General features: G+C 28.7%; 25 protein-coding genes. 12 read left to right on the top strand and 13 right to left on the bottom strand.

The annotated features are described in order from the left end of the window. Nucleotides 1-7: 7 nt before the first annotated feature. Nucleotides 8-361 carry a stage V sporulation protein AE gene (spoVAE, locus tag IAI10_RS06605; protein WP_315672678.1) on the top strand — a complete coding sequence of 118 codons (354 nt, stop codon included), beginning with the start codon at nt 8-10 and terminating at the stop codon, nt 359-361. A gap of 40 nt (nt 362-401) precedes the next feature. Here the strand turns inward: spoVAE and pflA are convergent, their stop codons facing one another. Together pflA and pflB are read right to left on the bottom strand one after the other, a co-directional pair. Further along, the gene (pflA, locus tag IAI10_RS06610; RefSeq protein WP_315672504.1) at nt 402-1,148 is read right to left on the bottom strand and encodes a pyruvate formate-lyase-activating protein; all 747 of its coding nucleotides are present in this window, start codon (nt 1,146-1,148) and stop codon (nt 402-404) included. 59 nt (nt 1,149-1,207) lie between these two features. Further along, a complete protein-coding gene (pflB, locus tag IAI10_RS06615; protein ID WP_315672505.1) occupies nt 1,208-3,433 on the bottom strand; it encodes a formate C-acetyltransferase in 2,226 nt (741 codons plus the stop codon). 288 nt (nt 3,434-3,721) lie between these two features. On the opposite strand from pflB, the gene IAI10_RS06620 reads away from it, so the two are divergent. After that, the gene (locus IAI10_RS06620; protein ID WP_315672506.1) at nt 3,722-4,681 is read left to right on the top strand and encodes a hypothetical protein; all 960 of its coding nucleotides are present in this window, start codon (nt 3,722-3,724) and stop codon (nt 4,679-4,681) included. A gap of 75 nt (nt 4,682-4,756) precedes the next feature. Continuing rightward, nucleotides 4,757-5,176, top strand: a complete 420-nt coding sequence (locus tag IAI10_RS06625; RefSeq protein ID WP_315672507.1) for a CBS domain-containing protein — start codon at nt 4,757-4,759, stop codon at nt 5,174-5,176. A gap of 38 nt (nt 5,177-5,214) precedes the next feature. Here IAI10_RS06625 and IAI10_RS06630 read toward each other — a convergent pair whose 3' ends face one another. The 4 genes from IAI10_RS06630 to IAI10_RS06645 form a co-directional block, all read right to left on the bottom strand. Further along, nucleotides 5,215-5,862, bottom strand: coding sequence for a DUF1292 domain-containing protein (locus tag IAI10_RS06630; RefSeq protein ID WP_315672508.1), 648 nt, complete (start codon nt 5,860-5,862; stop codon nt 5,215-5,217). A gap of 10 nt (nt 5,863-5,872) precedes the next feature. Further along, entirely contained in the window at nt 5,873-6,523 is a 651-nt protein-coding gene (locus IAI10_RS06635; RefSeq protein ID WP_315672509.1) for a PspA/IM30 family protein, read from the bottom strand. A gap of 88 nt (nt 6,524-6,611) precedes the next feature. Continuing rightward, nucleotides 6,612-7,016 carry a hypothetical protein gene (locus IAI10_RS06640; protein ID WP_315672510.1) on the bottom strand — a complete coding sequence of 135 codons (405 nt, stop codon included), beginning with the start codon at nt 7,014-7,016 and terminating at the stop codon, nt 6,612-6,614. A gap of 747 nt (nt 7,017-7,763) precedes the next feature. Then, on the bottom strand, nt 7,764-8,315 hold the full coding sequence (locus tag IAI10_RS06645; RefSeq protein ID WP_315672511.1) for a PH domain-containing protein: 552 nt from the start codon (nt 8,313-8,315) through the stop codon (nt 7,764-7,766). A 401-nt stretch (nt 8,316-8,716) separates the two neighbouring features. On the opposite strand from IAI10_RS06645, the gene IAI10_RS06650 reads away from it, so the two are divergent. The 5 genes from IAI10_RS06650 to IAI10_RS06670 all read left to right on the top strand — a co-directional run bounded on the left by IAI10_RS06650 (nt 8,717) and on the right by IAI10_RS06670 (nt 13,756). Next, nucleotides 8,717-9,955 carry an EAL domain-containing protein gene (locus IAI10_RS06650; RefSeq protein WP_315672512.1) on the top strand — a complete coding sequence of 413 codons (1,239 nt, stop codon included), beginning with the start codon at nt 8,717-8,719 and terminating at the stop codon, nt 9,953-9,955. Between the two features lie 62 nt (nt 9,956-10,017). Then, complete coding sequence (locus IAI10_RS06655; protein WP_315672513.1) at nt 10,018-10,701, top strand: response regulator transcription factor; 684 nt, start codon at nt 10,018-10,020, stop codon at nt 10,699-10,701. A gap of 9 nt (nt 10,702-10,710) precedes the next feature. Continuing rightward, nucleotides 10,711-12,093: a HAMP domain-containing sensor histidine kinase gene (locus tag IAI10_RS06660; RefSeq protein WP_315672514.1), complete on the top strand. Its 1,383-nt coding sequence runs from the start codon at nt 10,711-10,713 to the stop codon at nt 12,091-12,093. Nucleotides 12,094-12,107: 14 nt separating this feature from the next. Continuing rightward, on the top strand, nt 12,108-13,508 hold the full coding sequence (locus IAI10_RS06665; RefSeq protein ID WP_315672515.1) for a hypothetical protein: 1,401 nt from the start codon (nt 12,108-12,110) through the stop codon (nt 13,506-13,508). A gap of 113 nt (nt 13,509-13,621) precedes the next feature. Beyond that, on the top strand, nt 13,622-13,756 hold the full coding sequence (locus IAI10_RS06670) for a hypothetical protein (RefSeq protein WP_315672516.1): 135 nt from the start codon (nt 13,622-13,624) through the stop codon (nt 13,754-13,756). 87 nt (nt 13,757-13,843) lie between these two features. Here the strand turns inward: IAI10_RS06670 and IAI10_RS06675 are convergent, their stop codons facing one another. Together IAI10_RS06675 and IAI10_RS06680 are read right to left on the bottom strand one after the other, a co-directional pair. Beyond that, complete coding sequence (locus IAI10_RS06675) at nt 13,844-15,157, bottom strand: hypothetical protein (RefSeq protein WP_315672517.1); 1,314 nt, start codon at nt 15,155-15,157, stop codon at nt 13,844-13,846. A gap of 229 nt (nt 15,158-15,386) precedes the next feature. After that, nucleotides 15,387-15,581 (bottom strand): alpha/beta-type small acid-soluble spore protein, encoded by a 195-nt coding sequence (locus IAI10_RS06680; RefSeq protein WP_315672518.1) that lies wholly within the window; start codon nt 15,579-15,581, stop codon nt 15,387-15,389. Nucleotides 15,582-15,746: 165 nt separating this feature from the next. On the opposite strand from IAI10_RS06680, the gene IAI10_RS06685 reads away from it, so the two are divergent. From IAI10_RS06685 to IAI10_RS06695, 3 genes are all read left to right on the top strand, one after another. Continuing rightward, nucleotides 15,747-16,970: an MFS transporter gene (locus IAI10_RS06685; protein ID WP_315672519.1), complete on the top strand. Its 1,224-nt coding sequence runs from the start codon at nt 15,747-15,749 to the stop codon at nt 16,968-16,970. Between the two features lie 55 nt (nt 16,971-17,025). Next, nucleotides 17,026-17,973, top strand: coding sequence for an L-lactate dehydrogenase (locus IAI10_RS06690; protein WP_396334351.1), 948 nt, complete (start codon nt 17,026-17,028; stop codon nt 17,971-17,973). Nucleotides 17,974-18,043: 70 nt separating this feature from the next. Further along, the gene (locus IAI10_RS06695; protein ID WP_315672520.1) at nt 18,044-19,411 is read left to right on the top strand and encodes a hypothetical protein; all 1,368 of its coding nucleotides are present in this window, start codon (nt 18,044-18,046) and stop codon (nt 19,409-19,411) included. Between the two features lie 43 nt (nt 19,412-19,454). On the opposite strand, the gene IAI10_RS06700 is transcribed toward IAI10_RS06695, so the two are convergent. From IAI10_RS06700 to IAI10_RS06720, 5 genes are all read right to left on the bottom strand, one after another. After that, nucleotides 19,455-19,592 (bottom strand): FeoB-associated Cys-rich membrane protein, encoded by a 138-nt coding sequence (locus IAI10_RS06700; RefSeq protein ID WP_315672521.1) that lies wholly within the window; start codon nt 19,590-19,592, stop codon nt 19,455-19,457. Nucleotides 19,593-19,615: 23 nt separating this feature from the next. Then, complete coding sequence (feoB, locus tag IAI10_RS06705) at nt 19,616-21,379, bottom strand: ferrous iron transport protein B (protein ID WP_315672522.1); 1,764 nt, start codon at nt 21,377-21,379, stop codon at nt 19,616-19,618. A 44-nt stretch (nt 21,380-21,423) separates the two neighbouring features. After that, nucleotides 21,424-21,654 carry a ferrous iron transport protein A gene (locus tag IAI10_RS06710; RefSeq protein ID WP_315672523.1) on the bottom strand — a complete coding sequence of 77 codons (231 nt, stop codon included), beginning with the start codon at nt 21,652-21,654 and terminating at the stop codon, nt 21,424-21,426. 114 nt (nt 21,655-21,768) lie between these two features. Further along, nucleotides 21,769-23,223, bottom strand: a complete 1,455-nt coding sequence (gltX, locus tag IAI10_RS06715) for a glutamate--tRNA ligase (RefSeq protein ID WP_315672524.1) — start codon at nt 23,221-23,223, stop codon at nt 21,769-21,771. A 325-nt stretch (nt 23,224-23,548) separates the two neighbouring features. After that, entirely contained in the window at nt 23,549-23,758 is a 210-nt protein-coding gene (locus tag IAI10_RS06720) for a DUF378 domain-containing protein (RefSeq protein WP_315672525.1), read from the bottom strand. Between the two features lie 134 nt (nt 23,759-23,892). On the opposite strand from IAI10_RS06720, the gene IAI10_RS06725 reads away from it, so the two are divergent. Beyond that, a complete protein-coding gene (locus tag IAI10_RS06725) occupies nt 23,893-24,639 on the top strand; it encodes a LytTR family DNA-binding domain-containing protein (protein WP_315672526.1) in 747 nt (248 codons plus the stop codon). The last annotated feature ends 24 nt before the right edge of the window (nt 24,640-24,663 follow it).

Consider the following 24,663-nt stretch of genomic DNA (forward strand, 5'->3'; position numbering starts at 1 on the left):
TGATGATATTATGAAAATATTTTGGGCTTTTATAATAGGCGGCTCAATTTGTGTAATAGGACAAATAATGATGGATGTTTTTAGAATGACACCAGCACATACTACTACAACCCTAGTAGTGGTAGGGGCTATACTCGGAGGAATGGGCATATATGAACCACTAATAAAATTTGCAGGAGGAGGAGCTACTGTACCCATCAGCAGTTTTGGTAATTCATTAGTAAAAGGCGCCATGGTAGAAGCTGAACAGCATGGAATTATAGGCGTACTTACAGGTATATTTGAAATAACAAGCAGTGGTATATCTGCAGCAATAATATTTTCTTTTTTAGCGGCACTTTTCTTTAAACCTAAGGGATAGAATGTCAAAAAAATACAAGGGATAATAGTACCCTTGTATTTTAACATGAAAATTTTAATTTAGATTTCATTTCTGTATTTAAATACTTGTATAAAACATTTTCTTGATCTTTTGCTTCTTCTTTGCTCATAGCGGAAACACCATCTAATCTATAATTTATATTAAGAGCTTTATATTTGTTAACACCAAGAGTGTGGTAGGGAAGAAGCTCTATGTTTTCTACGTATTTTAAACTATTAATCTTTTCAGCTAAGCTTTTCATATGTTTTTCTCCAGTAGTTACTTCAGGTACCATAACATGACGTATCCACAGTGGGATTCTCATTGATTGAGAAATTTTTAAAAAATTCTCTGATTCAGTGATGCTACCTCCTGTCAAAGATTGATAATCTTTAGAAGAAGTATGCTTTATATCAAACAGAATTAAATCAGTGTATTTTAATATTTCTTGATAATTTCCAAGTCCTTGTCCGGCAGTATCTATTGCTGTATGAATGCTGTTTTCTTTGCATAGTTTTAATATCTCTAATAAAAATTCGGGTTGAAGAAGTGGTTCACCACCAGAGAAAGTTACACCACCTTTAGATTTACTAAAATATGGTTTGAAACGCAGTATTTTCTTTATTAAATCTTGAGAATCTATTTGTAAAGCTTTGCTATGAAACCAGGTATCAGGATTATGACAATACATGCATCGCAGATTGCAGCCTTGAAAAAAGATTACAGTTCTAATACCCGGACCATCAACCAATCCCATGCTTTCTATTGAATGGATATTACCAATCATATTCATCCTCCTAAAACTAGTGTAAAATATGGAGCCTATGTATGATAGGCTCCAAAATATTATAGAGTTTCATGGAAGGTTCTGTTTATTACTTCCATTTGCTGATCTTTAGAGAGTCTCGTAAAGTTAACAGCATATCCAGAAACTCTTATTGTAAGTGTAGGATATTTTTCTGGATTTTCCATAGCATCTATCAATGTTTCTCTCTTAAGAACATTCACGTTTAAGTGATGAGCACCTTGTGAGAAATAGCCATCCAGTGTAGCTGATAAATTATTTATTCTTTCGGATGGATTTTTACCTAAAGCATCTGGAATTATTGAAAAAGTATTTGAAACTCCGTCCTCGCAGTTAGGGGAATATGGGATTTTAGCTACTGAATTTAATGAAGCGAGAGCCCCCTCTTTATCTCTTCCATGCATTGGGTTAGCACCAGGAGCAAAAGGAACTCCGGCAGCTCTTCCGTCAGGTGTAGCACCAGTCTTTTTGCCATACACTACATTAGAAGTTATAGTTAATACTGAAAGAGTGTGCTTTGCGTTTCTGTAAGTAGGATGTTTCTTTAGCTCTGAAGAAAATTTGCTGGTAATTTCTACTGCAATATCGTCAACTCTATCATCGTCATTACCATATTTAGGGAAATCTCCTTCTATTTCAAAGTCTACGGCTATACCATTTTTTCTAATTGGTTTTACCTTAGCATATTTAATAGCACTTAAAGAATCTGTAGCTACAGATAGTCCAGCAATTCCAAAGGCCATAAGTCTTCCAACCTCTGTATCATGAAGTGCCATTTGTCCTGCCTCATAAGCATATTTATCGTGCATGTAGTGAATTATATTCATTGTATTTACATATAAGCCAGCAACTTTCTCTAATACTTTGAAATAATTTTCTTTAACTTTATGATAATCTAATATCTCATCTTCTATTTTATCTATTCCTTCTAAAACTAAAGTGCCTTTCTTTTCATCAACTCCGCCATTTATAGCATATAATAAAGACTTAGCTACATTACATCTAGCGCCGAAGAATTGCATCTGTTTTCCAACTTTCATAGCAGATACGCAGCATGCAATAGCATAATCATCACCATATAATGGTCTCATTACATCGTCATTTTCATATTGTATTGAATCAGTTAAAATAGACATTTCAGAACAATACTTCTTAAAGTTCTCAGGTAACTTTTCAGACCATAAAACTGTCATATTAGGTTCTGGAGCTGGATCTAAGTTAGTTAGAGTATGCAAAAATCTATAGGATGATTTAGTAACTAATGGTGTACCATTAGAGGATATACCACCTATTGATTCTGTAACCCAAGTAGGATCGCCTGCGAACAAATCATTATATTCAGGGGTCCTTAAATGTCTAACAAGCCTAAGCTTTATTATAAACTGATCTATAATTTCTTGAGCTTCTGTTTCAGATATCAAACCATTCCTTAAATCTCTTTCAATATATATATCGATAAAAGTACTTGTCCTTCCAAGAGACATAGCAGCACCATTATTTTCTTTAACTCCAGCTAGGTATCCGAAATAAAGGAATTGAACAGCTTCCTTTGCATTTTGTGCAGGAGTAGAAATATCAAATCCATATTTGGCTGCCATAGATTTTATGGCTGATAAAGCTCTTATTTGTTCGCTGACTTCTTCTCTTTTTCTAATCAATTCATCTAGCATATCACCTTTTAAGGTTTTTAAATCTTTCTTTTTTTCAGCTATTAAGAAATCAATGCCGTACAGCGGAATTCTTCTATAGTCACCAATTATTCTTCCTCTTCCGTAAGCATCAGGAAGTCCTGTTAGGAGGGCAGCAGACCTAGCAGCTCTTATTTCCTCAGTGTAAGCATCAAAAACGCCTTGGTTGTGAGTCTTTCTATATTTGGGGAAATATTCTGAAATATCATCATCTAATTTATAACCATAAGCTTCTAGCGACTGTTCCACCATTCTCCAACCACCAAAAGGATTAACAATTCTTTTAAGAGGAGCATCTGTTTGAAGTCCTACTACAACTTCATTTTCTTTGTCAATATATCCCGGATCATAATTATCTATACCAGATACTTTATCTGTAGCCACATCAATAATACCTTTTTTTATTTCTTCTATTATTAAATCTCTTGACTTTTTCCATACAGCTAAAGTCTTTTGTGTTGGTTCAGATAAGAAATTTTTGTCTCCGTCGTAGAATGTGTAGTTTTTTTGTATAAAGTTTCTTACATCGATAGATTCGGTCCATGTACCTTCGTTAAAATCTTCCCATTGTTTAAACATAAGTAGCCTCCTTAAAATATTCTATATTATATTTCTATCATATAATAGAAATTAAATCAACACAAATATTTTAATACAGAAAAATAAAACAAGTATAACATAATTTTTGTTTTTTAATAATATTGCTAAAACACGCACTTTGTGTCATGAAAATATATATAAAACAGATTTTATATTAATATAATACAGATTATAATAAAATTTGTTTGATAATAAGAATTATTCCTATTCATAGTTATGAAATTAAAAACATATTTTATAGTAAAAATAATAAAAAAGGTGATCAAATTGGCACTAAACAAAGCTGCTATCCCTGTTTATCTAAATACAGGGATATTAAACAATCTTTTTACTGTAGTGGTTCAAGAATTCATTGAAATAAAAAGCTTCAGTACAAAAGATGCCATAAGTATGCATTTTAAAACTCCAGTTAGCGAATTATCCTATGATATATTCGGAAAATACATGCAGGGAGATTTTGATATTCAGATTCAAAATGAATTTGTTAAACAAAGAACTGAAGAAACAATATCTACTACCATAGTAATATTAAAAAAACTGCAGGATATATTAGCTCAACAGCAAATGTTAAAAAATTTTACGGGTACCAATCAGTTTGAGGGAATAGATGAAAATGATTATGTTGATTTCAGTTGTAATATGTCAAGAAATCCAATAATGGATAATATGAGAAAATTTATACAAACTTTTGAGCTAGCTAATATATATACTCCTCAACAAATGAATACATCAGCTGCCAATAAAGAAAATGAGAATGCTGCAGATACAACAGCATTGACTAATCTTATATCTCCATTGTCAAATATAAAAAGCGAGAATATGTTGAGTTTTTTAAAAAGTACATTAAATAATCATGTAGAACAGCGATGCTTAAGATATTTAGCAACCTCTATAGAAAATACTAACTTTAACGCTATAATACCAATGAAATATCAAAGCTTTCTTGATAATGAAGATTATATTCTTAACGGAAAAGTTAGAATACTTGGGAAGGTAGTAAAAAAGTATGATGCTCCAACTGAGGATGGAATGATGAGAGGAGGGGAGAATGATAGTATAGAAAATCATTTATTTAATGATGAAATATTTGACTATTTTGATTATGATCAACTTCAACAAATATATTGCCCATTTTTAAGAAGGAAACCGGAAATGAAGAACTTTGACTTAAAATCAAATAATATCCCTATAAATTATGAAATTTTGCCCATAGCAATATATATATAAATTATATATAATAGAATTGCTGACAAGCAATAAAACTAGTTTGTATATAAGGATGAAAACGGAAAGGATTTTAGTATGAATATTGCATTTTTTTTAACACCTAAAAGTGATGTAATATGCGAAAATATAAATTCCACTATGAGGCAAGCTATGGAAAGAATGGAATTTCATAGTTACACTGCTATTCCAATAATAGATGATAATGGAAAGTATGTTGGCACGTTAACAGAAGGAGATTTATTATGGAAATTAAAAAATACACCAGACTTAAATTTTCTCAATTCTAGCAAAATAAAATTGACAGATATTAACAGAAGAACATTAAATAAGGCGGTTTCTATAAATTCGGATATAGAAAGTTTGCTTTCATTAGCAGTAAATCAAAATTTTGTTCCTGTGGTTGACGATGAAGGAGTATTTATAGGTATTATAAAAAGAAGTGATATAATAAATTACTGCTATAAAAAAATAGCGCAGAAGTCTGCATTAAAATAAGAATCAGCTGATTTTAAAAAATCAGCTGATTCTTATTTTTATAAATTGTTTTCAACTATAGAAACTATGTTGTCAAATTCCTCTTCGTCATTTATTTCCCCATACTTATCCTCTGATATGCCAGGGTAATAGTAAAGAATGAATTTATCATCACTAGTCATGCTGTCAATTACAATATACTTTTGATTCTTTATGCAATCTTGTAGCGTAGCCTTGACCATAAATCTATCTTCTTTTCCTGTCTTGTCATTAGTTAAATTTATTGTAAAATTGGTTGGATTGGTTAAATTTACATTTTGTCTGTCACAAAATACTATACTAGAATTTTCTCTACAGCCAGAACAAGAATCAAATTTACAATCTTTAGGACATTTTAAGCAACTACATTCAGAGCATTTTTCTAATTGAAGCAAGTTTTCTTGATTACTTTTTTTAAAATCTTTTAGTAAATCCAAAGAGTTGTCTTCTTTAAAGATACCAAGAAATCCTTTAGGCTTTTCAGAGTTCACGCTGTCAATTAATTCAATGTATTTCTTTACAGTATTTACTTTATTAATATATTTTCTATTTTTAGCTGTACTAGGCTCTAAATAAGGTAAAACACTATCGATAGCATATGTTATATCCACATATATTTTACCATAATAAGCTTTTTCTTTTTCTAAAAATTTTTCTTTATCATTCATTTATTCACCATTAATTTTGTTTATACTTAGCAAGCTCTGCATCAAGATCAACAGTATCAAGCTCTGCAAATTCGTTTTCCAAGGAATCTTCAGCTTTTAAGTCACCAAGCCCTTCAGCTAAAGCTTCTTTCTTTTGTATTTTTCTTTCAATATCGTCAATATTAATCTTATTAGTTTTTGTTTGTACATTTGCAACTATTTCATTAACTTGCTTTGCAGCCTCTGCATTTTTATATCTAGCTTCAGCTTCATCACGATAAGTTCTGGTGTCAGAAATTTCTTTCTCTAAATTCTGAAGATTCTTTTTTAACGCTTCTGCTCTTTGTTTAGCTAATTCATAAGAACTCTTTAAATTATTAAAGTTTTTTTCGCAATCAAGTTTTCTTTGCAAAGCTTTTTTAGCTAAATCTTCATTGCCTTTAGCTAAAGCTAATTTCACTTTTTCTTCATAATCTAACATGTCTTTTTTGGCATCTTCCATTTGCTTTTCTATCACATGTACATTGCCTAAAACTTGAGCAGATGATAATTTTGCCTTACTAAGACTTTCCTCCATATCTCTTATTTTTTGATTAAGCAATTCTACTGGATTTTCCACCTCATCTAATGCATCATTTACCTTTGCTCTAAACATGTTTGAAACTCTACTAAATACACCCATTGTTATACCTCCTAATATTTTCTTCTTCTTAAAATTTTAATTATTATGAAAATAATAATAAGAATTATTATTATTTTAATTAACCTTCCTAAAAAACTGTAACTTGAATAATGGCTGTTGCTTCCGAAAAACGGAATAGGGATTGGTATATAGCTTCTCCTTCCACTGGAACTATAGCTACTGCCACCATAACTGCTTCCATATGAACTACTATTTGATGAAGAATTATTGGTATTATTTGCGGCATTGCTGCCTTTAGTAGTGGTGGAAAAGGATCCTGATCCATATGCCTTTGATTGAGAAGCACTTGAGGCTTGGCTATTATTTTTTGCAGCATTACTACCTTTAGTAGTAGTGGAAAAAGAACCTGATCCATATTTCTTTGAGCTAGAAGAACTACTGCTGGAACTTTTGAAACCGGAAGATTTGTATCCTGAGGAGGATCCTCCTTTTGCATAAGTAATATAGCCCAACGTAGAAAAAATTTTTTCATGCTTTAAAGAAAAACCACTTACTAGATTTGAACTAATAAATATAATTAGTAATAATACTGTAAAAGCAAATCTCTTTTTTCTTATTTTCAGCACCTCCTAATCAAAACATAAAAAGAATTTATAATGATATTATATGGTATTTATTATCGTATAACAAGTATTTAAATACCTTTCATTTGCACATATATCTTAAAAAAATATATATTTTCTAAGTTTATCTAATAAATTCTTCAATTTACGTGGTTTTCTATATATTGTATATCAATATAGTAAATTACCATAAATATAATTATACAGAAAAATTTCAATTTTTAAAAGCCATCATAGTAATTTTTGATATATACATATTTAAAAGTAACAATCTAAAATTTTTAGAATAGTATATATTAGATTAGGATATATGCTACTTAAGTTAAAAAGGAGGTTTTAGTATGAGCCACCATCATAGGAATTGCTGTTGCGATCCGTGTTGTGATCCATGCTGTGATCCATGCTGTTGTCAAAATCAATGTGCTACACCTAATATAGGCTTTTTTCCTAATGCAGGCTTTTTGGGAAACTGTGGCTTTGGTAGTGGAGTGTGGATATTAATATTAATAGCTATATTTTTCTGTTTGTGTAGACCAAGATGCTAATTAGGTTTGCAATAACTGAGCTGCACTTTTATTAATTACTAATTTGTAAAGTTACAAGTCTTCGATAATTTATACACATGATAAAAAAATACCCGTAAAAACGGGTATTTTTTATTGCAATAATTTGTTTTTTTGCTGAAAGGGAAGGTAAGTATAAGGTATTTCCAAATATTTAATTTGTGGAGCTGATGATTCATTTACAATATATTCTACGCATAAATTGCCTGTACCAAAAATTCTTTGAAAGAAGTTTTGAGAAATAGTTATTCCTATGATATCGTTGAATTTATTTTCGTCAATACTTCGATTGAAAGGGAAGTAAAAGGATTTTACTACGATTTTATTAGAATTTCTGTCAAATATGACAGTTCTTTTTATTTCATAAAATAATCCAATAGATTGTATGAATGTTGAAAATGATACTATTACTAATATAATGTAAACAAGATATATAACTGAAAGTTCTACGACTACAAGTATATTATCTAATGATGTTACATAAGAGATAAAAGAATCTATTGAATATTTTGAGTATATAGAAGATCTTAGGGCACTACAAATTAAAAAAATAAAAAGATTAATAGCCAAGATTATTACATTCCTTATAAAATCTCCTGAAATACCTTTAAAAGAACTCTTAATAATGAATTTATTATTTTCCATTATATCTCTCCTTTATGTTTGCCTGTACAATAATATATTTTACATTATTTTTCTAAATACTTCTATAAAATTTAAAATAAATTTTAACTATATTAGTTTATGAATGCATGTCTGTAAATATGATTTATGAAACGTCAATCTAAATTAAAGAACAGAAAGGTATATAGAAATCTGGGAAATGCAAATTGTAGGATTCTATTGTAAACGTAATATCATTACATTTAATACATTAATTTAAAGATAAATTATATAAGTTACATTTAGAGTATTTACATAACTAATAATAAGGGACTATAATTAAAAACATGATATATTGATTATTGTAGCTTTAAATAATATAATTTGCAATTTAATTGCTAGTAAATCTATATAAAAAAGTAAGTTTTGTGGAGGATGATGTTATGTCTAGTATTGATATAGAAAAACTTAGAGGTATTATAAAAAATAAAAATATAGAAGTACATTATCAGCCTCTTGTCTCTATAATTCGTAAATCTATAATAGGGCTTGAAGGTCTTAGCAGAGGAATATTGAATGGAGAATTAATCCCTCCATTAGACTTATTTGAATGTGCTGCTGACTCAAAAGAGAGGGTATCTCTCGATAGATTGTGCAGAGAAAAAGTTATGGAAAATTTCGAGAAATATTATCAAAAGAATAAGGAATTACTCCTTTTTGTCAATATAGATGGTTCAGCAATAACTGAAGACATACTTGAAGAAGATTTTATAGTTAATTTAATTAATAAATATAATTTAAAATCAGAAAATATTGTATTGGAAATAGTAGAATCAAAAGTTATAGATAATGAACTTTTAAGAAAATTCATACAAAATTACAGGGCATATGGATTTCTGATAGCATTAGATGACGTTGGCTCAGGAAATTCTAACTTGGATAGAATTTCTATAGCAAAGCCTGATATTATAAAAATTGATAGGGCTATTGTAAATGATATGCATAGTGATTATTATAAACAAGAAGTATTTAAATCATTAGTAAGTCTGTCAAAGAATTTGGGTGCCTTAGTTGTTGCAGAAGGTATTGAATGCGAGGAAGAAGCTATTAAAGCTATTGAACTAGGTGCTGATTTATTGCAAGGTTATTATTTTGCCAAACCTGAAGATATAGATCCTGTTCAATTAAAAAATTATAATGTTCCTGTAAGAAAACTGGCTAATCATTATTCAAAATATCTTTCAGAAAAAATCAGTATTCAGAAAAAGAAACATAGAGAATATGCTGAAATTACTAAAGAAGTCCTAGAGGAAATTTCACAGTATGAAGAAAGACGGTTTGATTTTCAATTGTTAGAAATAATAAACAAGTATCAAGTTTTTGAATGTCTATATATTTTAGATCCATCTGGAATTCAAGTTACAGATACTATAACTCAATTCGCAAGTTTTTCAAAACATAAAGGGCTCATATTTCAACCTGCAAAGAAAGGTGAGGATCACTCATTGAAGAAGTATTACTTCTTCCTTAGAAATATGAAATTAAGCAAATACATTACGGAACCTTACATATCGCTAGCTAGCGGTAATTTATGTATAACAATGTCTTGCGTCTTTAAGAATGTTGAAGGTCATAAATACATTTTATGTATAGACTTAAACCCAGATTATTTATATATGTAACAAATTAATTATTAATTGTTATAATAAATTTGTCGTCATAAAAATTATAAAGGGGTTTTACCATGGGAAAAAAGATTATTATAATAGAAGACGAAAGCGCTATAAGAGGATTTATAAAAATAAATTTGGTTAGAAATAATTTTACCGTGATTGAATCAGAGGATGGAGAAAAAGGTCTTAAATTAGCAGACATAGAAAAACCTGATATTGCAATTGTAGATTTGATGCTTCCTGGAATCGATGGCTATCAAGTCTGCAGCACTCTTAGAAGTAAGTATGCTAAAATTGGAATAATAATTCTTACTGCTAAAAGTCAAGATATGGATAAAATTGTTGGGTTAGAAATGGGAGCAGATGATTATATGGTTAAACCATTTAATCCTACAGAACTGGTTCTAAGAATAAAAGCCATAATAAGGAGAATGGAGACAGAAGATAAGGACGAAAATATAATCGAAATGAATCCTTTTAAGATTGATATTTACTCTAAAAAAGTATTTAAAAATGATAATGAATTAGAATTAACTCCCACAGAATATGCCTTAATAACAGTTTTTGTTAAAAATCCTGGCAAAGCGTTTACAAGGGATGAATTATTAAATCTTATATGGGGATATAACTATATTGGTGATTCTAAGATAGTCGATGTTAATATAAGAAGATTGAGAAGTAAGGTTGAGGATAATTCATCAAGGCCAAAATACATAGAAACTGTCTGGGGTACAGGATATAGATGGAATATTTAAGGAGAAAAGATGAAAAGTATTAGAAATAAGCTTACGTTTAATTTTATGCTTATAATTATAGTAACTGTGCTTATACTTGAAATATTTTTGATAAACATTGTCAGGTATTACTATTATAATAATATACAATCTATTTTGACAAATCAAATAGAAGTTTCTTCGCAATTTTATACTAAATATTTTTCTAATCGCAGTATGGAAGATCTTGTATCCAACAATATAGATGTTTTCTGGAAACAAACGGATGCACAGGTTCAATTGGTAGATTTAAATGGCAATATACTAATGGATTCATTGGGCGTTGTGCATAAAGATAAATTGAGCACTACTGATTTTAACAAAGCTACTAAAGGACAGTTGGGAGTGTGGACTGGCAATGTAGACTATTATAATGGGAAAGTTATGGCTGTAGCAACTCCACTTAAAGCAAATAATAAAATCATAGGTATAATAAGATTTGTTTCATCTCTTTCAGATGTTAATAATCAAGTTATAAAAGTATCTATACTGTTTTTAACCATAGGAATATTAGTTATCATTATAGTTGGAATAGTGAGTATTTTCCTAGCTGATTCTATAGTTGAACCTTTAAAGGAAGTTACTAGGGCAGCAGAAAAAATAGCTAAAGGTAAGTTTGAAACTAGGAGTGTAAAGAAAAATGATGATGAAATTGGAAAGCTTTCAGACACTCTTAATTATATGGCTGAAGAAATAATTAAAAAAGACCAATTAAAAAATGAATTCGTTTCATCTATGTCTCATGAACTTAGGACCCCATTAACTATAATAAAAGGATGGGCAATAACTCTCAATTCAGATGATTCTAGAGAAGAAGATGTTCTTAAAGACGGATTGACCATAATTGAAAAAGAAACTGAACGTTTAACAGCTATGGTGGAGGAATTACTTGATTTCTCAAAATTTGTATCAGGTAGGATAGTTCTAAGAAGAGAAGATATAGTTATAAAAGACTTAATTTGCATGATTGAAAAATATATGAGTCCAAGAGCTCAGCGTGAAGGAATAAAATTTATTGTTCAATGTGATGCTGATATTAGTGTTTCTATAGATAAAAATAGAATAAAACAGGTATTAATTAATATTCTAGATAATGCTTTTAAATTTACAGAAAATGGCGGAGAGGTGTCTTTGTTATGTTTTGTAAAAGAAAAAGAACTTTTTATAGAGGTTCGTGATACTGGTTGTGGGATAAGTCAAGAAGAACTTCCTAAAGTTAAAGAGAAGTTTTATAAAGGTAAAAGCAGTAAATCGAGTAATGGTATTGGACTCAGCATTTGTGAGGAAATAGTAAACCTGCATGGTGGTAATCTAACAATTACAAGTGAACTGAATAAAGGTACCAATGTTATTGTAGATATTCCTTTAATATAGAGGAGCTTATTAATATGAGAAGAAATAGAGTTGTTGTATTTTTTTATGCGTTTTTATGTTTATTATTAAGTCTTTTAACAGGATGCGATGGCATCAACGAATATAGCTTTGCAAAAATTAAATCTCCGCAAGTTAAAGAAATAGCTATACAAGGAACTTGGAAAGTGACAAATATAAAAAAAGTTGATGAAAATATAGATGCCTCTCTTAAAATTGATGATCATCTTTATTTCACCAATCAAATGGTTATTATAAAAGATCAGAAATATAATAATGTTAACTACAAATATAAAGATGTAAATGTCTATCAATACATGCTATATAATTATAAAGTTAATTCAGACTTCATAAATTTAAAGACTAATAGTAATGGAATTCTTTCTCTATCCACTGATGACAGATTATTGTATGAATTTATAACTATAGATAATAAAAATATTTTAATGTATGGTAACAATACTTTATATTACTTAAAAAAGGATGATGGATTTGATATAAAAAATATAAAAATTCAGGAAAATGGAGTTCAGAAAAAAAATGACATGGATAAAACTTCTAAAGGAAGCTCTGGTATATTGCTTGGTATAAGATCTGGAGATTCTAGTTATAGAACTATATGGATTAGTTATAAGAATGATGCTATAGCTGATTCAATAGAATGTAAAAATCTTTTAGTACCTAGAAATAAAGGCTTCTGGGTGGTAGGGCTAAAAGAGGTAGGAAATAAGAGAAATATATTTGCAAGCCGTATAGAATCTTATAAAAATAATAATATAGAATATAATTCAATCAATACAAATATAACAAATGATATTATATCTTATGTTGGAAATGATTATATTTTTCTTGAGTATACAAATGGAGTTAGAGTGTTGCCAATAGATAGCTTAACAACTAAAAAAGGATTGAAAATTTCTGATATTTTAGGACAAAGCGGTAAAGAAAATATGGAAACGTCCTATAATGCAATGGTTTCTAATAATTCTCAACTTAAATCAGATACAAAGCCAAATGAAGAAGATTTTGTATTAGTTAGAAAGAATGGTCATTGGATAATGCAAGGAAGAGTCTATGATAAATCCAGAGATAATTTTTGGTCATATGATATGAATCTAATACCGCCAGCTAATATGGTAAGATATGATGAATTAAGCATTAGCTGGAATAAGGTCTTAGAAAGAGTTCCAGATGCAATAGATATATTTACATCTCCCAATAATCAATTAGCTATAATAGTTAATCAATCTGAAATTGAGGTGTTTAAGATCGTCAATGGCGGATTAGATAGTAATCCTCTATCCCAAATAAATTTAAAGAATGATGAACATATAATAATGGCCGAGTGGGCTTTAGATGAATATGTAGATAGTTGGCAGCATATGCTCTCAAGTATTAATGATGTTCCTAATAAATAAAATTTTATAAAAATAGAGTTAGTTAAATCTGGCTCTATTTTTTTAGTATATTTTTATATTTAAGTGAAAAAAATAATTTATATAGTTTTATAAATTATTAGGAGATGATTAATATGACAATGTATAGAGGTGAGAAACATAAAAAAAGTGGGAAGCATGACGGAATTAGACCTGTTGACAGAGTAGAGAAAAGAGACAAAAAATCTCCACCGCAATTTGAAAATCATAATGGAGAAAAAATAGATTAGTATTGTTAATTAGAAGCTAAATAAAAAGTGTATACCTTATGACTTCATGAAATCTAATAAACATAAGGTATACAAAGTATAAAATCTTTAGCTTAATAATTCTAAGATATCAATTAAATTTGCATGAGATACTTTTGAAACTTTTTTATATTTATATGAAATTTTTTTATTGAAATTTTTCATATAAATAGTTGTAAAAGGGTAATATTTTTCTAAATTATTATTGAATTCTTTAGTAAAAAGTTTTTTGTTTCTCGCAACTGTGAAAAAAATAGTAAGCAAGCAATTTTCTTTTATAGTTTTTTTTATATTACTTATATAAGGGGAATTATAGTAATCTAAAATAGAGAGCACCTCATCTATGTAGTTTATCAATTTACATGCTAATTTGTCTAAGTTTGTACACTGTTCAGGGTGGCTGAATATAGTTTTATGCGAATTAGTCTTATCAATTTTAATATCTTGAAAATCATCTAAAAGTTGCAGTAAAACCCCAAAAGAAAAAGAAAAAATAATATCTTGTAAGCTAATATTGCTTTTTAATAAAAAGCCATCGCTTAATACAGATGTACCACCTTTTTTTATTGTGTTTAATAATATTTGTTTATTGTTTTGATTATAAATATTTCTTTGGTTATCTATGCTTTTAGCTTGATGAAGATTTATGCTATGCAAGCTCTTATATAATGCATTATTATTACATCTTGGAAATTCCAGTTCTATGTTTTCAATAAGATTAAATACTTTTGCCTCATGTTCACTTGATGAAAGTACAAATTTTCCCATCAATCTATTTTTAATGCTGCTACAAAACTTAATTTTATGTTCATACGATATGGATTTTTTGTCTAATAGATTATCTGTATATGGGTATAATAGACTGTAACTAAATACAGATGGGGTAATTTCAAGCTTCAATGAAAAAACGGTTTGTAATAAATTCATAGTCCATACATTTCTTAATGCTTGCGAGATTTCATTAGATCTTATAGTACAATCAAATTCTCTTGCCTTGTTAATAAACAATGTAGTAGATCTTATAAAATCATATGGATAATTAGGACTGATAGGATAATTAAAAAAACCAGTTTGCTTGCAAAAATTTAACATATAGCTTTTAAATTTGGTGCCAATATAGCTATCATCATGATTATAATTAGAAATTTTGCAAGTTGTTATAAGATTATCGAAAAATTCTTCTGTTATTTTTTCATTAGCTTTCTTGCTGTTAGCAATATAATTTAGTTTACCTATATGGTAGGTGCTTTCGCTGCACTTAAGCCATTTAACCATTGACAGCTTGGCTAACGACTCAACAAGAATAGAAAATACGTCTAAACAGCTATTGCTTTTTTCTTTTTCATATATATCAATTAATTCATCAGTTAATATTTTGCACATAAAATTACCTTTTCTATAAGAGTTATATTTTAAGAATTTATACCTATATGATATTTTATATTTATAAAAAATTCAACTAAAAATTTGCAATGAATAAATTTCTTTAAATTTTTTCGGCAATGCTGTATAATTTTATTTATAAATAATAAGCAATAAAGACCAATCTATGTGAACTAAGATAGGCCTTTATTACTTGAATTTTCTACCATTTATATAAAGGTAAATAAGTTTACTTTATATTTTTTTCGAAAGCTTCAACCATCTTTTTGGTCATTTGGCCACCAACGCTTCCGTTTTCTCTAGAAGTTAAGTTACCATTATAGCCTTCATTTAAATGAACGCCTACTTCATTAGCGGCTTCCATTTTAAACTTTTTTAGACCTTGCTTTGCTTCTGGAATAAGTGCTTTATTGCTTTTTGCCATAGTAATTCACCTCCTTTGTAGTACAAATATAGCTTTAGCAATATTTAAATTTTTATTCAATGATATAAATAACTAATGTGGTATCTTTCACTATATAAATCAAAAGTTACGGTAATTTGTTTTTTTAATAATAAAATTATACATAAATTAGAATTGGAGATAATTATGTTCAAAAGTTTTAATAAATATCTGGGATTAACAAAAGAAATTTATACCTTAGCTATATCAAAAACCATAAATAGCATGGGGAATTTTGTATTACCTTTATTAACACTTATACTTACAGAGAAAGTGGGACTTAGCAAAACAGAAGCTGGCATATACTTATTAATATTAAGCGTAAGCTATGTTCCTGGATTAATAATTGGCGGAAAAATGGTTGACATTGTTGGAAGGAAAAAAATAATAATAATTTTTCATACATTAGCAGCATGCGTGTATTTAGGATGCGGTGTTATAAAACCATCAATTATTATGGTATATTTACTAATACTTGGTGCATCTCTATTGGCTGCCTCAATGCCGGCTTATGATGCTCTAGCTGCAGATATGACTGATAATAGCAACAGAAAAAAAACATATTCTCTTCTTTTTATGGGACATAATTTTGGATTTGCAATAGCACCAGTGCTAGGAGGATTTCTTTTCAAAAATCATTTATCATTAGTATTTATAATAGATGCTACTAGCACATTCTTATCGGTAGCATTAATAACTATATTTGTAAAAGAACCTAAGACATTTAAAAATTCAACCCAACTACATAAAGATGCTAATTACAAAGACAAAAGTCTAATATTTTTTTTAAAAAATACCCCTATTGTGGCTGTATTTTCTGCGTTGCTATTTTGCTATCAATTCGCTTATTCCCAATGGGGATATACTATGCCGCTTCAGTTAACCGAATTATTTAAAGACAAAGGAGCCTATTATTATGGCATAATAGCAGGATTTAATGGAATATTAATATTAATATTTACACCCTTAGTTACAAAACTTACATATAAGCTAAATATTCTTAAAGTAATATCTTTAGGTGGAATTCTTTATTCAATAGCTTTTGGTGTATTAATTGAAGCTAAAAGCTTGCATACATTCTTTATTACTGTTCTCATAATGACCTTTGGAGAAATGATGGTAACAATAAACAATTCAACTTTTATTACCACAGTGACACCTCCATCTCATCGAGGAAGAGTTAATGGGTACATGCAAATAATGCTTGGAGCAGGTTTTTCCCTGGGACCTTTTATGATGGGAATAGCATTAATATATATAAGTATAAGGAGTGTATGGTTAATTATTTCTATAGAGGTTTTAATAGCTGCTATATTAATGTTATTTTTAGGATCAATATGGGAAAGAAACGGTATTGATAATCGTTATTAATTAATGTATAATATTACTAGAGGATTACATATATTTAATAAAAGGGAGTGTTGTTATGAAAAATATGGGAACAAAAATTTCTATAATCGGAGCAGGTTTTGTCGGATCAACATCAGCTTTTGCTCTTATGATGGGTGGTTTAGCATCTAATATAGTCATAGTAGATATAAATAAAGAAAAGGCGGAAGGAGAAGCAATGGATTTATCTCATGGGGTACCCTTTGTGAATCCAGTAGATGTAATATCAGGTGATTACTCTGACACCAAAGATTCAGATATTGTAATAATAACTGCAGGAGTGGGGCAAAAACCTGGGGAAAGCAGACTAGATATGATAGGTAAAAACTTAAAAGTTTTTAAAGCCATAGTTCCAGAAGTAGTTAAATATAGCCCAAATTCAATTTTATTAGTAGTGTCTAATCCAGTTGATATACTTTCCTATATAACCTATAAGCTTTCTGGCTTTCCTAAAGAAAGAGTTATTGGATCAGGAACTGTATTAGATACTTCAAGATTTAGATATCTATTAAGCGAACATTTTGATGTAGATGCTAGAAATATTCATACTTATATAATGGGTGAACATGGAGATTCTGAAATAGCTACCTGGAGTCTTACAAATATTGCGGGCATGAATGTGGAAGAATTCTGCCAAAAGGCTTGTGGAAAATGCGATGGAAAATTCAAATATAATATTTATAATGATGTAAAAAATGCTGCTTATGATGTTATTCAAAAGAAGGGAGCTACTTACTATGCGGTGGCTCTAGCTGTAAAACGTATAGTGGAAGCTATTTTAAGAGATGAAAAATCAATTCTGACAGTATCAACTCTTATGGAAGGGCAATATGGAATAGAGGATATTTATATAGGAGTTCCAAGCATAGTAGGAATAGATGGAGTATCTAAAATTCTAGAAGTTCCGCTAGCGGAAGAGGAATTTTTAAAATTAAAAGAATCAAGTTCTACTTTGAAGAAGGTTCTTCAAGAAGCTCATATATAATAAAAAAACCCATCACCTATGGATTAGGTGAGTGGGTTTTATAATGCTATTTTATTATGGAAGTGTTATTTTGTATTTTAAAGAAATTATCTCACAAAAGATTTATAATATAATTGATATGAATGTTGAAGATGTAATAGAGGAAACCGAAAATCCTATTTTTGGTGACTATACTTTGCCATGTCATTTAATTGCTAAAAAGATTAATCAAGCCCCAAATTTGCTTGCAGAAAAAATAAAGGCAAATCTAAAAGCTGTAGAACTTGAAAGAGTAGAATGTGTAGGAAGTCATATTAATATTTATATAAAAAAAGATATCTTAGCTGAATATACTTTAAATAAATTAGCAAGATATAAAGATTATAAGCCTTTGAAAACAGGAAAGAAAATATTAATTAATTCAAGCTTAAACTTTTATAAAAAATCTAATTTTATAAATAACAAATTAAACTTAGTAATATCAGAAGCTATTTATAGAACTATGAATTTTAGTGGTTATGAATGCGAGCAGCTTTTTAGTGTTTATGATTATGAAATTAACTCTTACTATGAAGATTTTCTATTTAACAAAAAATACAAGTGTACCTATTTAAATGCACATAATAAAGAATTAATTAGCATAATAAATGAATTGAAAATAAAATGCAGGCAAATAGAAGTAAAAAAAGGTACAGCTCTAATAATACCTTTAGAGGAATATAATCTATCACCTATAGTATTGTGTATAAATGATAAACTTATTTTTAACAAATCAGTAGATTATCTTCAAATTAAATATATTGAAAAACTGTACAATGATTACAAATTGATAAATATTGTTCCTAGAAAAAATTCAGATCACCTAAAAAAGTTAGAAGCTTGCTTATATAATAAAAATACTAATATTAAACTAAATAGCTTACTTATTGGAAAATTTAAGTTTAAAGCTCAAGGATCAAAAGATAATGGTAACGACTTTTTTGTCATATTAAAAAGTAAAATTAGAATTAAGTATATCGACGTCAGTATTAATGATATTGATACTATTTGTAAAAATTCATTTATATTTAACTGTTTATATTTTTTAAACGATAGATTTATATATTTTGATATAGATTACATGACGGATTATAATAATAAGAACTATATTTTTATACAGAAAATATATACATATTTAAAAAATAAAATTGATCGTATTGATAATAAGTGTGAATTATCCCTAATTCAGGAGGAAAGATATTATAATATTATAAAACATATATATAAATTCCATACTGTTATTCAAAAAAGTGCTGAAAATATTAATCCATTCTTTATAGTAGATTTTGCTATTAAACTTGCAGAAAAATTATATATTATTTGTAAAGATGATTATTCAAATGAAGTTATAAAATTAATCAGTACATCTTTGATTATATTGGATACTTCAATGAAACTTATAGGAATTAATCTGTTGTAAAATAAAAATTAGCATTAAACAACTAATTGTTTAATGCTAATTTTTATCTTTTTATCTTATATTTATTGCACTTTGATGAACAATTACCACAATTACACTGACCTTTAGCACTCTTTTTTATATTCTTATAAAATATTACTGCAGCTAAAAGTATTATAATCACTGTTACTAGAATTTCCATAGGATTACCTCCATTGATATATTCTAAAATATTACTGTTAAGATATTATACACTAAAAAGGAAACTAGCCATGCCAGTGATAATTGATAGGCTATGGATATACACATCCATTTATAACCATATTCCTTTTTTAAAGTGGCCATGGCAGATACACATGGAGTGTACAGCAGCACAAAAACAAGGAAGCTATAAGCTGATATAGCTGTAAATGTATTAGGAAGTATAGTAGATAAATTGCTGCCATAAATTACTCCCATGGTTCCTATAACAACTTCTTTTGCCATAATACCAGAAATTAATGAGACCGAAGCCTGCCAACTAGAAAAACCCAATGGAGTAAAAATTGGAGTTATGAATCTTCCTATGGAAGCTAAAAAGCTACTATTCATATTTGTTAAGCCATGAAAATTAAAATTAGATAAAATCCAAATTAATACGGATATAGAAAAAATAATTGTACCAGCTTTTCTTAAAAATCCCTTACCTTTATCCCAAGTGTGAATCATCAAATTTCTTAGTTCTGGGAGCTTATATTCTGGAAGTTCCATTAAAAATGGCTCTTCATCTTTCTTTAATAATGTATTCTTAAAAATTATAGATATAATAAATGCCATCACCACTCCTAAAAGATAAAGAGAACCTATTATTAAAGCTTGTCTTTTAGGGAAAAAAACTGAAGCAAAAAGAGCATAAACAGGCAATCTAGCATTACAGGACATAAGTGGAACAATCAGTGCGGTTAATTTTCTGTCCTTCTCGCTTTCAAGAGTTCTAGCAGACATTATAGCTGGCACTGAACATCCAAATCCTATTATTAATGGAATAAAAGCTTTACCTGATAATCCCATTTTTCTCATAAGCTTATCCATAATGAATGCACCTCTAGCCATGTATCCGCTATCTTCAAGAAAAGATATACAAAGAAATAAAACCAAAATAATTGGTAAAAAAACTATGATTGATCCTACACCGCTAATTACACCATTGATGATTAATGAGCTGAACCAATTGCTAGAACCAGACAGAGCATTAGTCAAAAACGGTATTAATTTGTCATTAAGTAAGCTGTCTAATAAATCTGCTAAAGGTTGACCTATCCAACTGAATGTAATTTCAAATATAAAAAACAGGCAAAATATAAATAGTGGATATGCCAAAAATTTATTTAGAAATAATTTATCTAATTTTTCAGTAACAGTTATTCTAGATTTATTTTTATTTACTAGTATATAATTTAGATTTGATTCTATGAAATTATAGATATCATCTTCGCTTTGTAAATGATAGTCATTATTGTCTATTTGCGGCAAAAAATTCTTATTTGATAACGCATTTAAAAGTGTATCAATTCCTACATTTTTAGAAGCTGCTATTGGCAACACCTTTATATTGAATTTAGCTTCTAGTTCTTCATAATTTATTACCATACCCTTAGCTTCTGCTGTATCTATCATATTTACCAATAGAATCATAGGAATATGAAATTCTTTTAACTGCATAGTCAGATATAAATTTCTACTTAAATTTGATGCATCTATGATATTAAGTATAATGTCCACTTTTTCGTCAGTCAAAAATTGTTTAGATACTTTCTCTTCATTAGAGTAGGTATCCATGGCGTAAATACCAGGCAAATCTACAATTTTTATATCATTATTCAAAAAACCTTCTTTTTTTTCTACCGTTACACCAGCCCAATTGCCAACATATTGATTTGAGCCAGTCAAAGAATTAAAAAGGGTAGATTTACCTACATTTGGATTTCCTATTAGTGCTACAGTTATCATTGTGTCCTCCCTAATATATAAGTTACCATAAATAAGTGAATTTGCTAATCAAGTTCGCTATGTATATATATTTTTTCTGCATCAGCCTTTCTAATAGCTAGATTGTTGCCTCTAAAATTAATTATTACAGGATCGCCTAAAGGAGCAATGCTTATAATTTTAATTTCGGTTCCTTTTATGCAGCCTAATGAAAGGAGCCTTTTGGTTAATAGCTCATCACACAAAATTTCTTCTACATGAGCAGTTTTTCCAATTTGTAATTGTAAAATATTCATATCCACCTCAGCAATGAAAATCATTTTCATTAAAATAGTAGCATAATCTATTAGGCTTGTCAATGCTAGAATATCAGTAAAAAACAAAGGTTGAATCATCTCAACCTTTGTTTTTTATGATAATTTATTTATACCAATTTTTAATCTACTTAAAGATTCTTCTTTACCTAAAATATCTGCAAGCTCAAAGGCTCCACCAGGGGTAAATTGTTTCCCTGAAAGGGCAGTTCTTATTGGCCATAACATTTGACCATTTTTTATTCCAAGTTCTGATATTAGATTCATAATGCTATCATGTATTTTATCAACAGTCCATTCATCTAACTTTTCTAATATTGGGTAAGCTGCCTCTAATGCGGTCTTTGAATTTTCTAATGTAGTCTTCATTTTCTTGTGCACATACATTTCATTATCGTATTCAGGTAAAGCTTCGAAGAAGTCAATCTGTTCAGGTATATCACTAAAAACTTCACTTCTTGTATGTAACAATTCTGTTATTTTAAAGAGGTCAATATTATCCTTCTTTATTACACTTTTGTAGTAAGGTAGGGCAAATGAATGAAATTCTTCAATAGATAATTTTCTTATGTATTCGCTGTTCATCCATCTTAATTTAACTGAATCGAATATTGCTGGAGATTTATTTATATTTTTATAGTTAAATACCTTACATAGTTCCTCAAGAGAAAATATTTCATCAGTAGTACCCGGGTTCCATCCAAGCAAGGCTATATAATTAAGAACAGCTTCCTTAAGATAACCTTTATTTATAAGATCTTCAAATGAAGCATCTCCATTCCTCTTACTTAGCTTTTGGTGTGCATCTTTCATTATAGGCGGACAATGAACATAAACAGGCACTTCCCATCCAAATGCTTCATAAAGCCTATTATATTTAGGTGCCGAAGATAAATATTCACTTCCTCTTACTACATGGGTTATTCCCATAAGGTGGTCATCTACAACATTTGCAAAATTATATGTTGGTAGTCCATCAGATTTTATTAAAATCATATCCTCTAGTTCAGAGTTATCTACAATTATCTTTCCATATATAACGTCATCAAAAGTTGTAGTTCCTTCAGTAGGATTATTTTGTCTAATAACATATGGTATGCCTTTTTTTAAGTTTTCTTCTATTTCTTCTTTAGAAAGATTCATGCAGTGCTTGTCGTACTTAAATGGACGCTTTAGCGCTTCAGAATTAGTTCTAAGCATATCAAGTCTTTCTTTAGAACAGAAACAATAATATGCTTCTCCTTTTTCAATTAATTTTTTAGCATGCTCGAGATAAATAGCTTTTCTTGCACTTTGAACATAAGGGCCAACAGGACCTCCGATATCTGGTCCTTCATCGTGTTTTAATCCAGTTTGTTCAAGCGTTTTATAAATAACATCTAGTGCACCTTCTACAAATCTTTCTTGATCAGTGTCTTCAATTCTTAATAAAAAATCACCATTATCATGTTTAGCAATAAGATAAGCATATAGGGCTGTTCTAAGATTTCCTACATGCATATATCCTGTAGGGCTTGGTGCAAATCTAGTTCTAACTTTATTTTCTGACATAACTTTCACTCCTATATCTTTGAATAAAAAACCTCCTAAAAGAGGAGGTTAAATACAAGTAAATTATCATTAATAATATAACACATTTATATTATATCATAAAAATTTAATTGTCAATAAAAGCTATATTTAATAAGGATATATATATAATAAGAAACTTTTTTCATTATACAAATTATGATTTATGAAATATAATTTTATAAGAAAATAGGATAGAAAATAAAGAAATATAAGAAGAGAATGAAAGCATTGACAAGCGAACGAATGATTGTTAGTATTTTGTTAATAAAGGCCACAATAGGTTAAATATTGCGGCCATCTGTGATTATCTATCCTCTGCAAAATTGTTTTCTCTTGCAAAGAAAGAAATTGAATATAAACCAGCTATACCTACAAGAGCGTAAATTATTCGACTGAGTGTAGTCATATCACCAAATAAAGCTGATACTAAGTTAAATTGAAAGAATCCAATTAAACCCCAGTTAACAGCACCTATAACTACTAGTAAAAGTGCTATAGCATCTAAAGTTTTCATAATGATCTCTCCTTTGTCTTAGATTTTATAATTATTATCTGCTAAATATATAAAATTATTAGTGCTTATTTTGCCATCATTAGTGTAATATTTATTGTGCCTACAAAAATATTATCAATAGGAGGATTCTGCAAATGATTGAAATTATTATATGTGAAGATTTAAGTAGCCAAAGGGAAGAAATATATAATATTGTGTCAGATACTATATCTGGTTATGATAATATGAAGATAGGATTAAGCACATCTCATCCAAAGGATGTACTTAAATATGTTGATATGAACAATTTAAGTGATGCCATATATTTTTTAGATATAGAATTAGGAGACGATATTGACGGATTTCATTTAGCTAAAGAAATACGTAATAAAGATAGGAATGGGCATATAATTTTTATTACAACTCACTCTGAAATGACCTCATTAACATTTAAATATAAAATTGCAGCGTTAGATTACATAATTAAGGATGATTTTTTAAAAATAAGAGACGGTATAACAGATTGTATAAATGAAATAATTAAATTAAATAATGCTATTAAAAATGAAGATGTCAACGATTTTATTCATATAAATTGCGGGAGCAGAATAATTAAAATAAAAAAAGAAGATATATTATTTTTTGAGACATCCGAAAAAATACATAAAATAAATATACATTTAGAAAAAAAACAAATAGAATACTATGGCACGATAAAGGAGATAGAAAAAAAACTTGATAATAATTTTTTTAGATGTCATAGATCATTTCTAATAAATTTAAATAAAATTAATTATATAGATAAAGAATTTAAAAAAGTAGTAATGTTAAATGGCGAAATGTGTTATTTATCTAATAAATATACCAAAGAATTATTAAATAAGTGGTATAGTAGGGTTTAATTATCTAAAATATGTCATAAATTG

The organism is Clostridium sp. 19966, from assembly GCF_032335695.1.
GTDB lineage: Bacteria > Bacillota > Clostridia > Clostridiales > Clostridiaceae > JACTOJ01.

Bases quoted from the DNA above. Each gene is read 5' to 3' on its own strand.
- pflA (WP_315672504.1), bottom strand. From the start codon at position 1,148: ATGATTGGTAATATCCATTCAATAGAAAGCATGGGATTGGTTGATGGT.
- pflB (WP_315672505.1), bottom strand. From the start codon at position 3,433: ATGTTTAAACAATGGGAAGATTTTAACGAAGGTACATGGACCGAATCT.
- IAI10_RS06625 (WP_315672507.1), top strand. From the start codon at position 4,757: ATGAATATTGCATTTTTTTTAACACCTAAAAGTGATGTAATATGCGAA.
- IAI10_RS06630 (WP_315672508.1), bottom strand. From the start codon at position 5,862: ATGAATGATAAAGAAAAATTTTTAGAAAAAGAAAAAGCTTATTATGGT.
- IAI10_RS06635 (WP_315672509.1), bottom strand. From the start codon at position 6,523: ATGGGTGTATTTAGTAGAGTTTCAAACATGTTTAGAGCAAAGGTAAAT.
- IAI10_RS06640 (WP_315672510.1), bottom strand. From the start codon at position 7,016: ATGAAAAAATTTTTTCTACGTTGGGCTATATTACTTATGCAAAAGGAG.
- IAI10_RS06645 (WP_315672511.1), bottom strand. From the start codon at position 8,315: ATGGAAAATAATAAATTCATTATTAAGAGTTCTTTTAAAGGTATTTCA.
- IAI10_RS06650 (WP_315672512.1), top strand. From the start codon at position 8,717: ATGTCTAGTATTGATATAGAAAAACTTAGAGGTATTATAAAAAATAAA.
- IAI10_RS06655 (WP_315672513.1), top strand. From the start codon at position 10,018: ATGGGAAAAAAGATTATTATAATAGAAGACGAAAGCGCTATAAGAGGA.
- IAI10_RS06660 (WP_315672514.1), top strand. From the start codon at position 10,711: ATGAAAAGTATTAGAAATAAGCTTACGTTTAATTTTATGCTTATAATT.
- IAI10_RS06665 (WP_315672515.1), top strand. From the start codon at position 12,108: ATGAGAAGAAATAGAGTTGTTGTATTTTTTTATGCGTTTTTATGTTTA.
- IAI10_RS06670 (WP_315672516.1), top strand. From the start codon at position 13,622: ATGACAATGTATAGAGGTGAGAAACATAAAAAAAGTGGGAAGCATGAC.
- IAI10_RS06675 (WP_315672517.1), bottom strand. From the start codon at position 15,157: ATGTGCAAAATATTAACTGATGAATTAATTGATATATATGAAAAAGAA.
- IAI10_RS06680 (WP_315672518.1), bottom strand. From the start codon at position 15,581: ATGGCAAAAAGCAATAAAGCACTTATTCCAGAAGCAAAGCAAGGTCTA.
- IAI10_RS06685 (WP_315672519.1), top strand. From the start codon at position 15,747: ATGTTCAAAAGTTTTAATAAATATCTGGGATTAACAAAAGAAATTTAT.
- IAI10_RS06690 (WP_396334351.1), top strand. From the start codon at position 17,026: ATGAAAAATATGGGAACAAAAATTTCTATAATCGGAGCAGGTTTTGTC.
- IAI10_RS06700 (WP_315672521.1), bottom strand. From the start codon at position 19,592: ATGGAAATTCTAGTAACAGTGATTATAATACTTTTAGCTGCAGTAATA.
- feoB (WP_315672522.1), bottom strand. From the start codon at position 21,379: ATGATAACTGTAGCACTAATAGGAAATCCAAATGTAGGTAAATCTACC.
- IAI10_RS06710 (WP_315672523.1), bottom strand. From the start codon at position 21,654: ATGAATATTTTACAATTACAAATTGGAAAAACTGCTCATGTAGAAGAA.
- gltX (WP_315672524.1), bottom strand. From the start codon at position 23,223: ATGTCAGAAAATAAAGTTAGAACTAGATTTGCACCAAGCCCTACAGGA.
- IAI10_RS06720 (WP_315672525.1), bottom strand. From the start codon at position 23,758: ATGAAAACTTTAGATGCTATAGCACTTTTACTAGTAGTTATAGGTGCT.
- IAI10_RS06725 (WP_315672526.1), top strand. From the start codon at position 23,893: ATGATTGAAATTATTATATGTGAAGATTTAAGTAGCCAAAGGGAAGAA.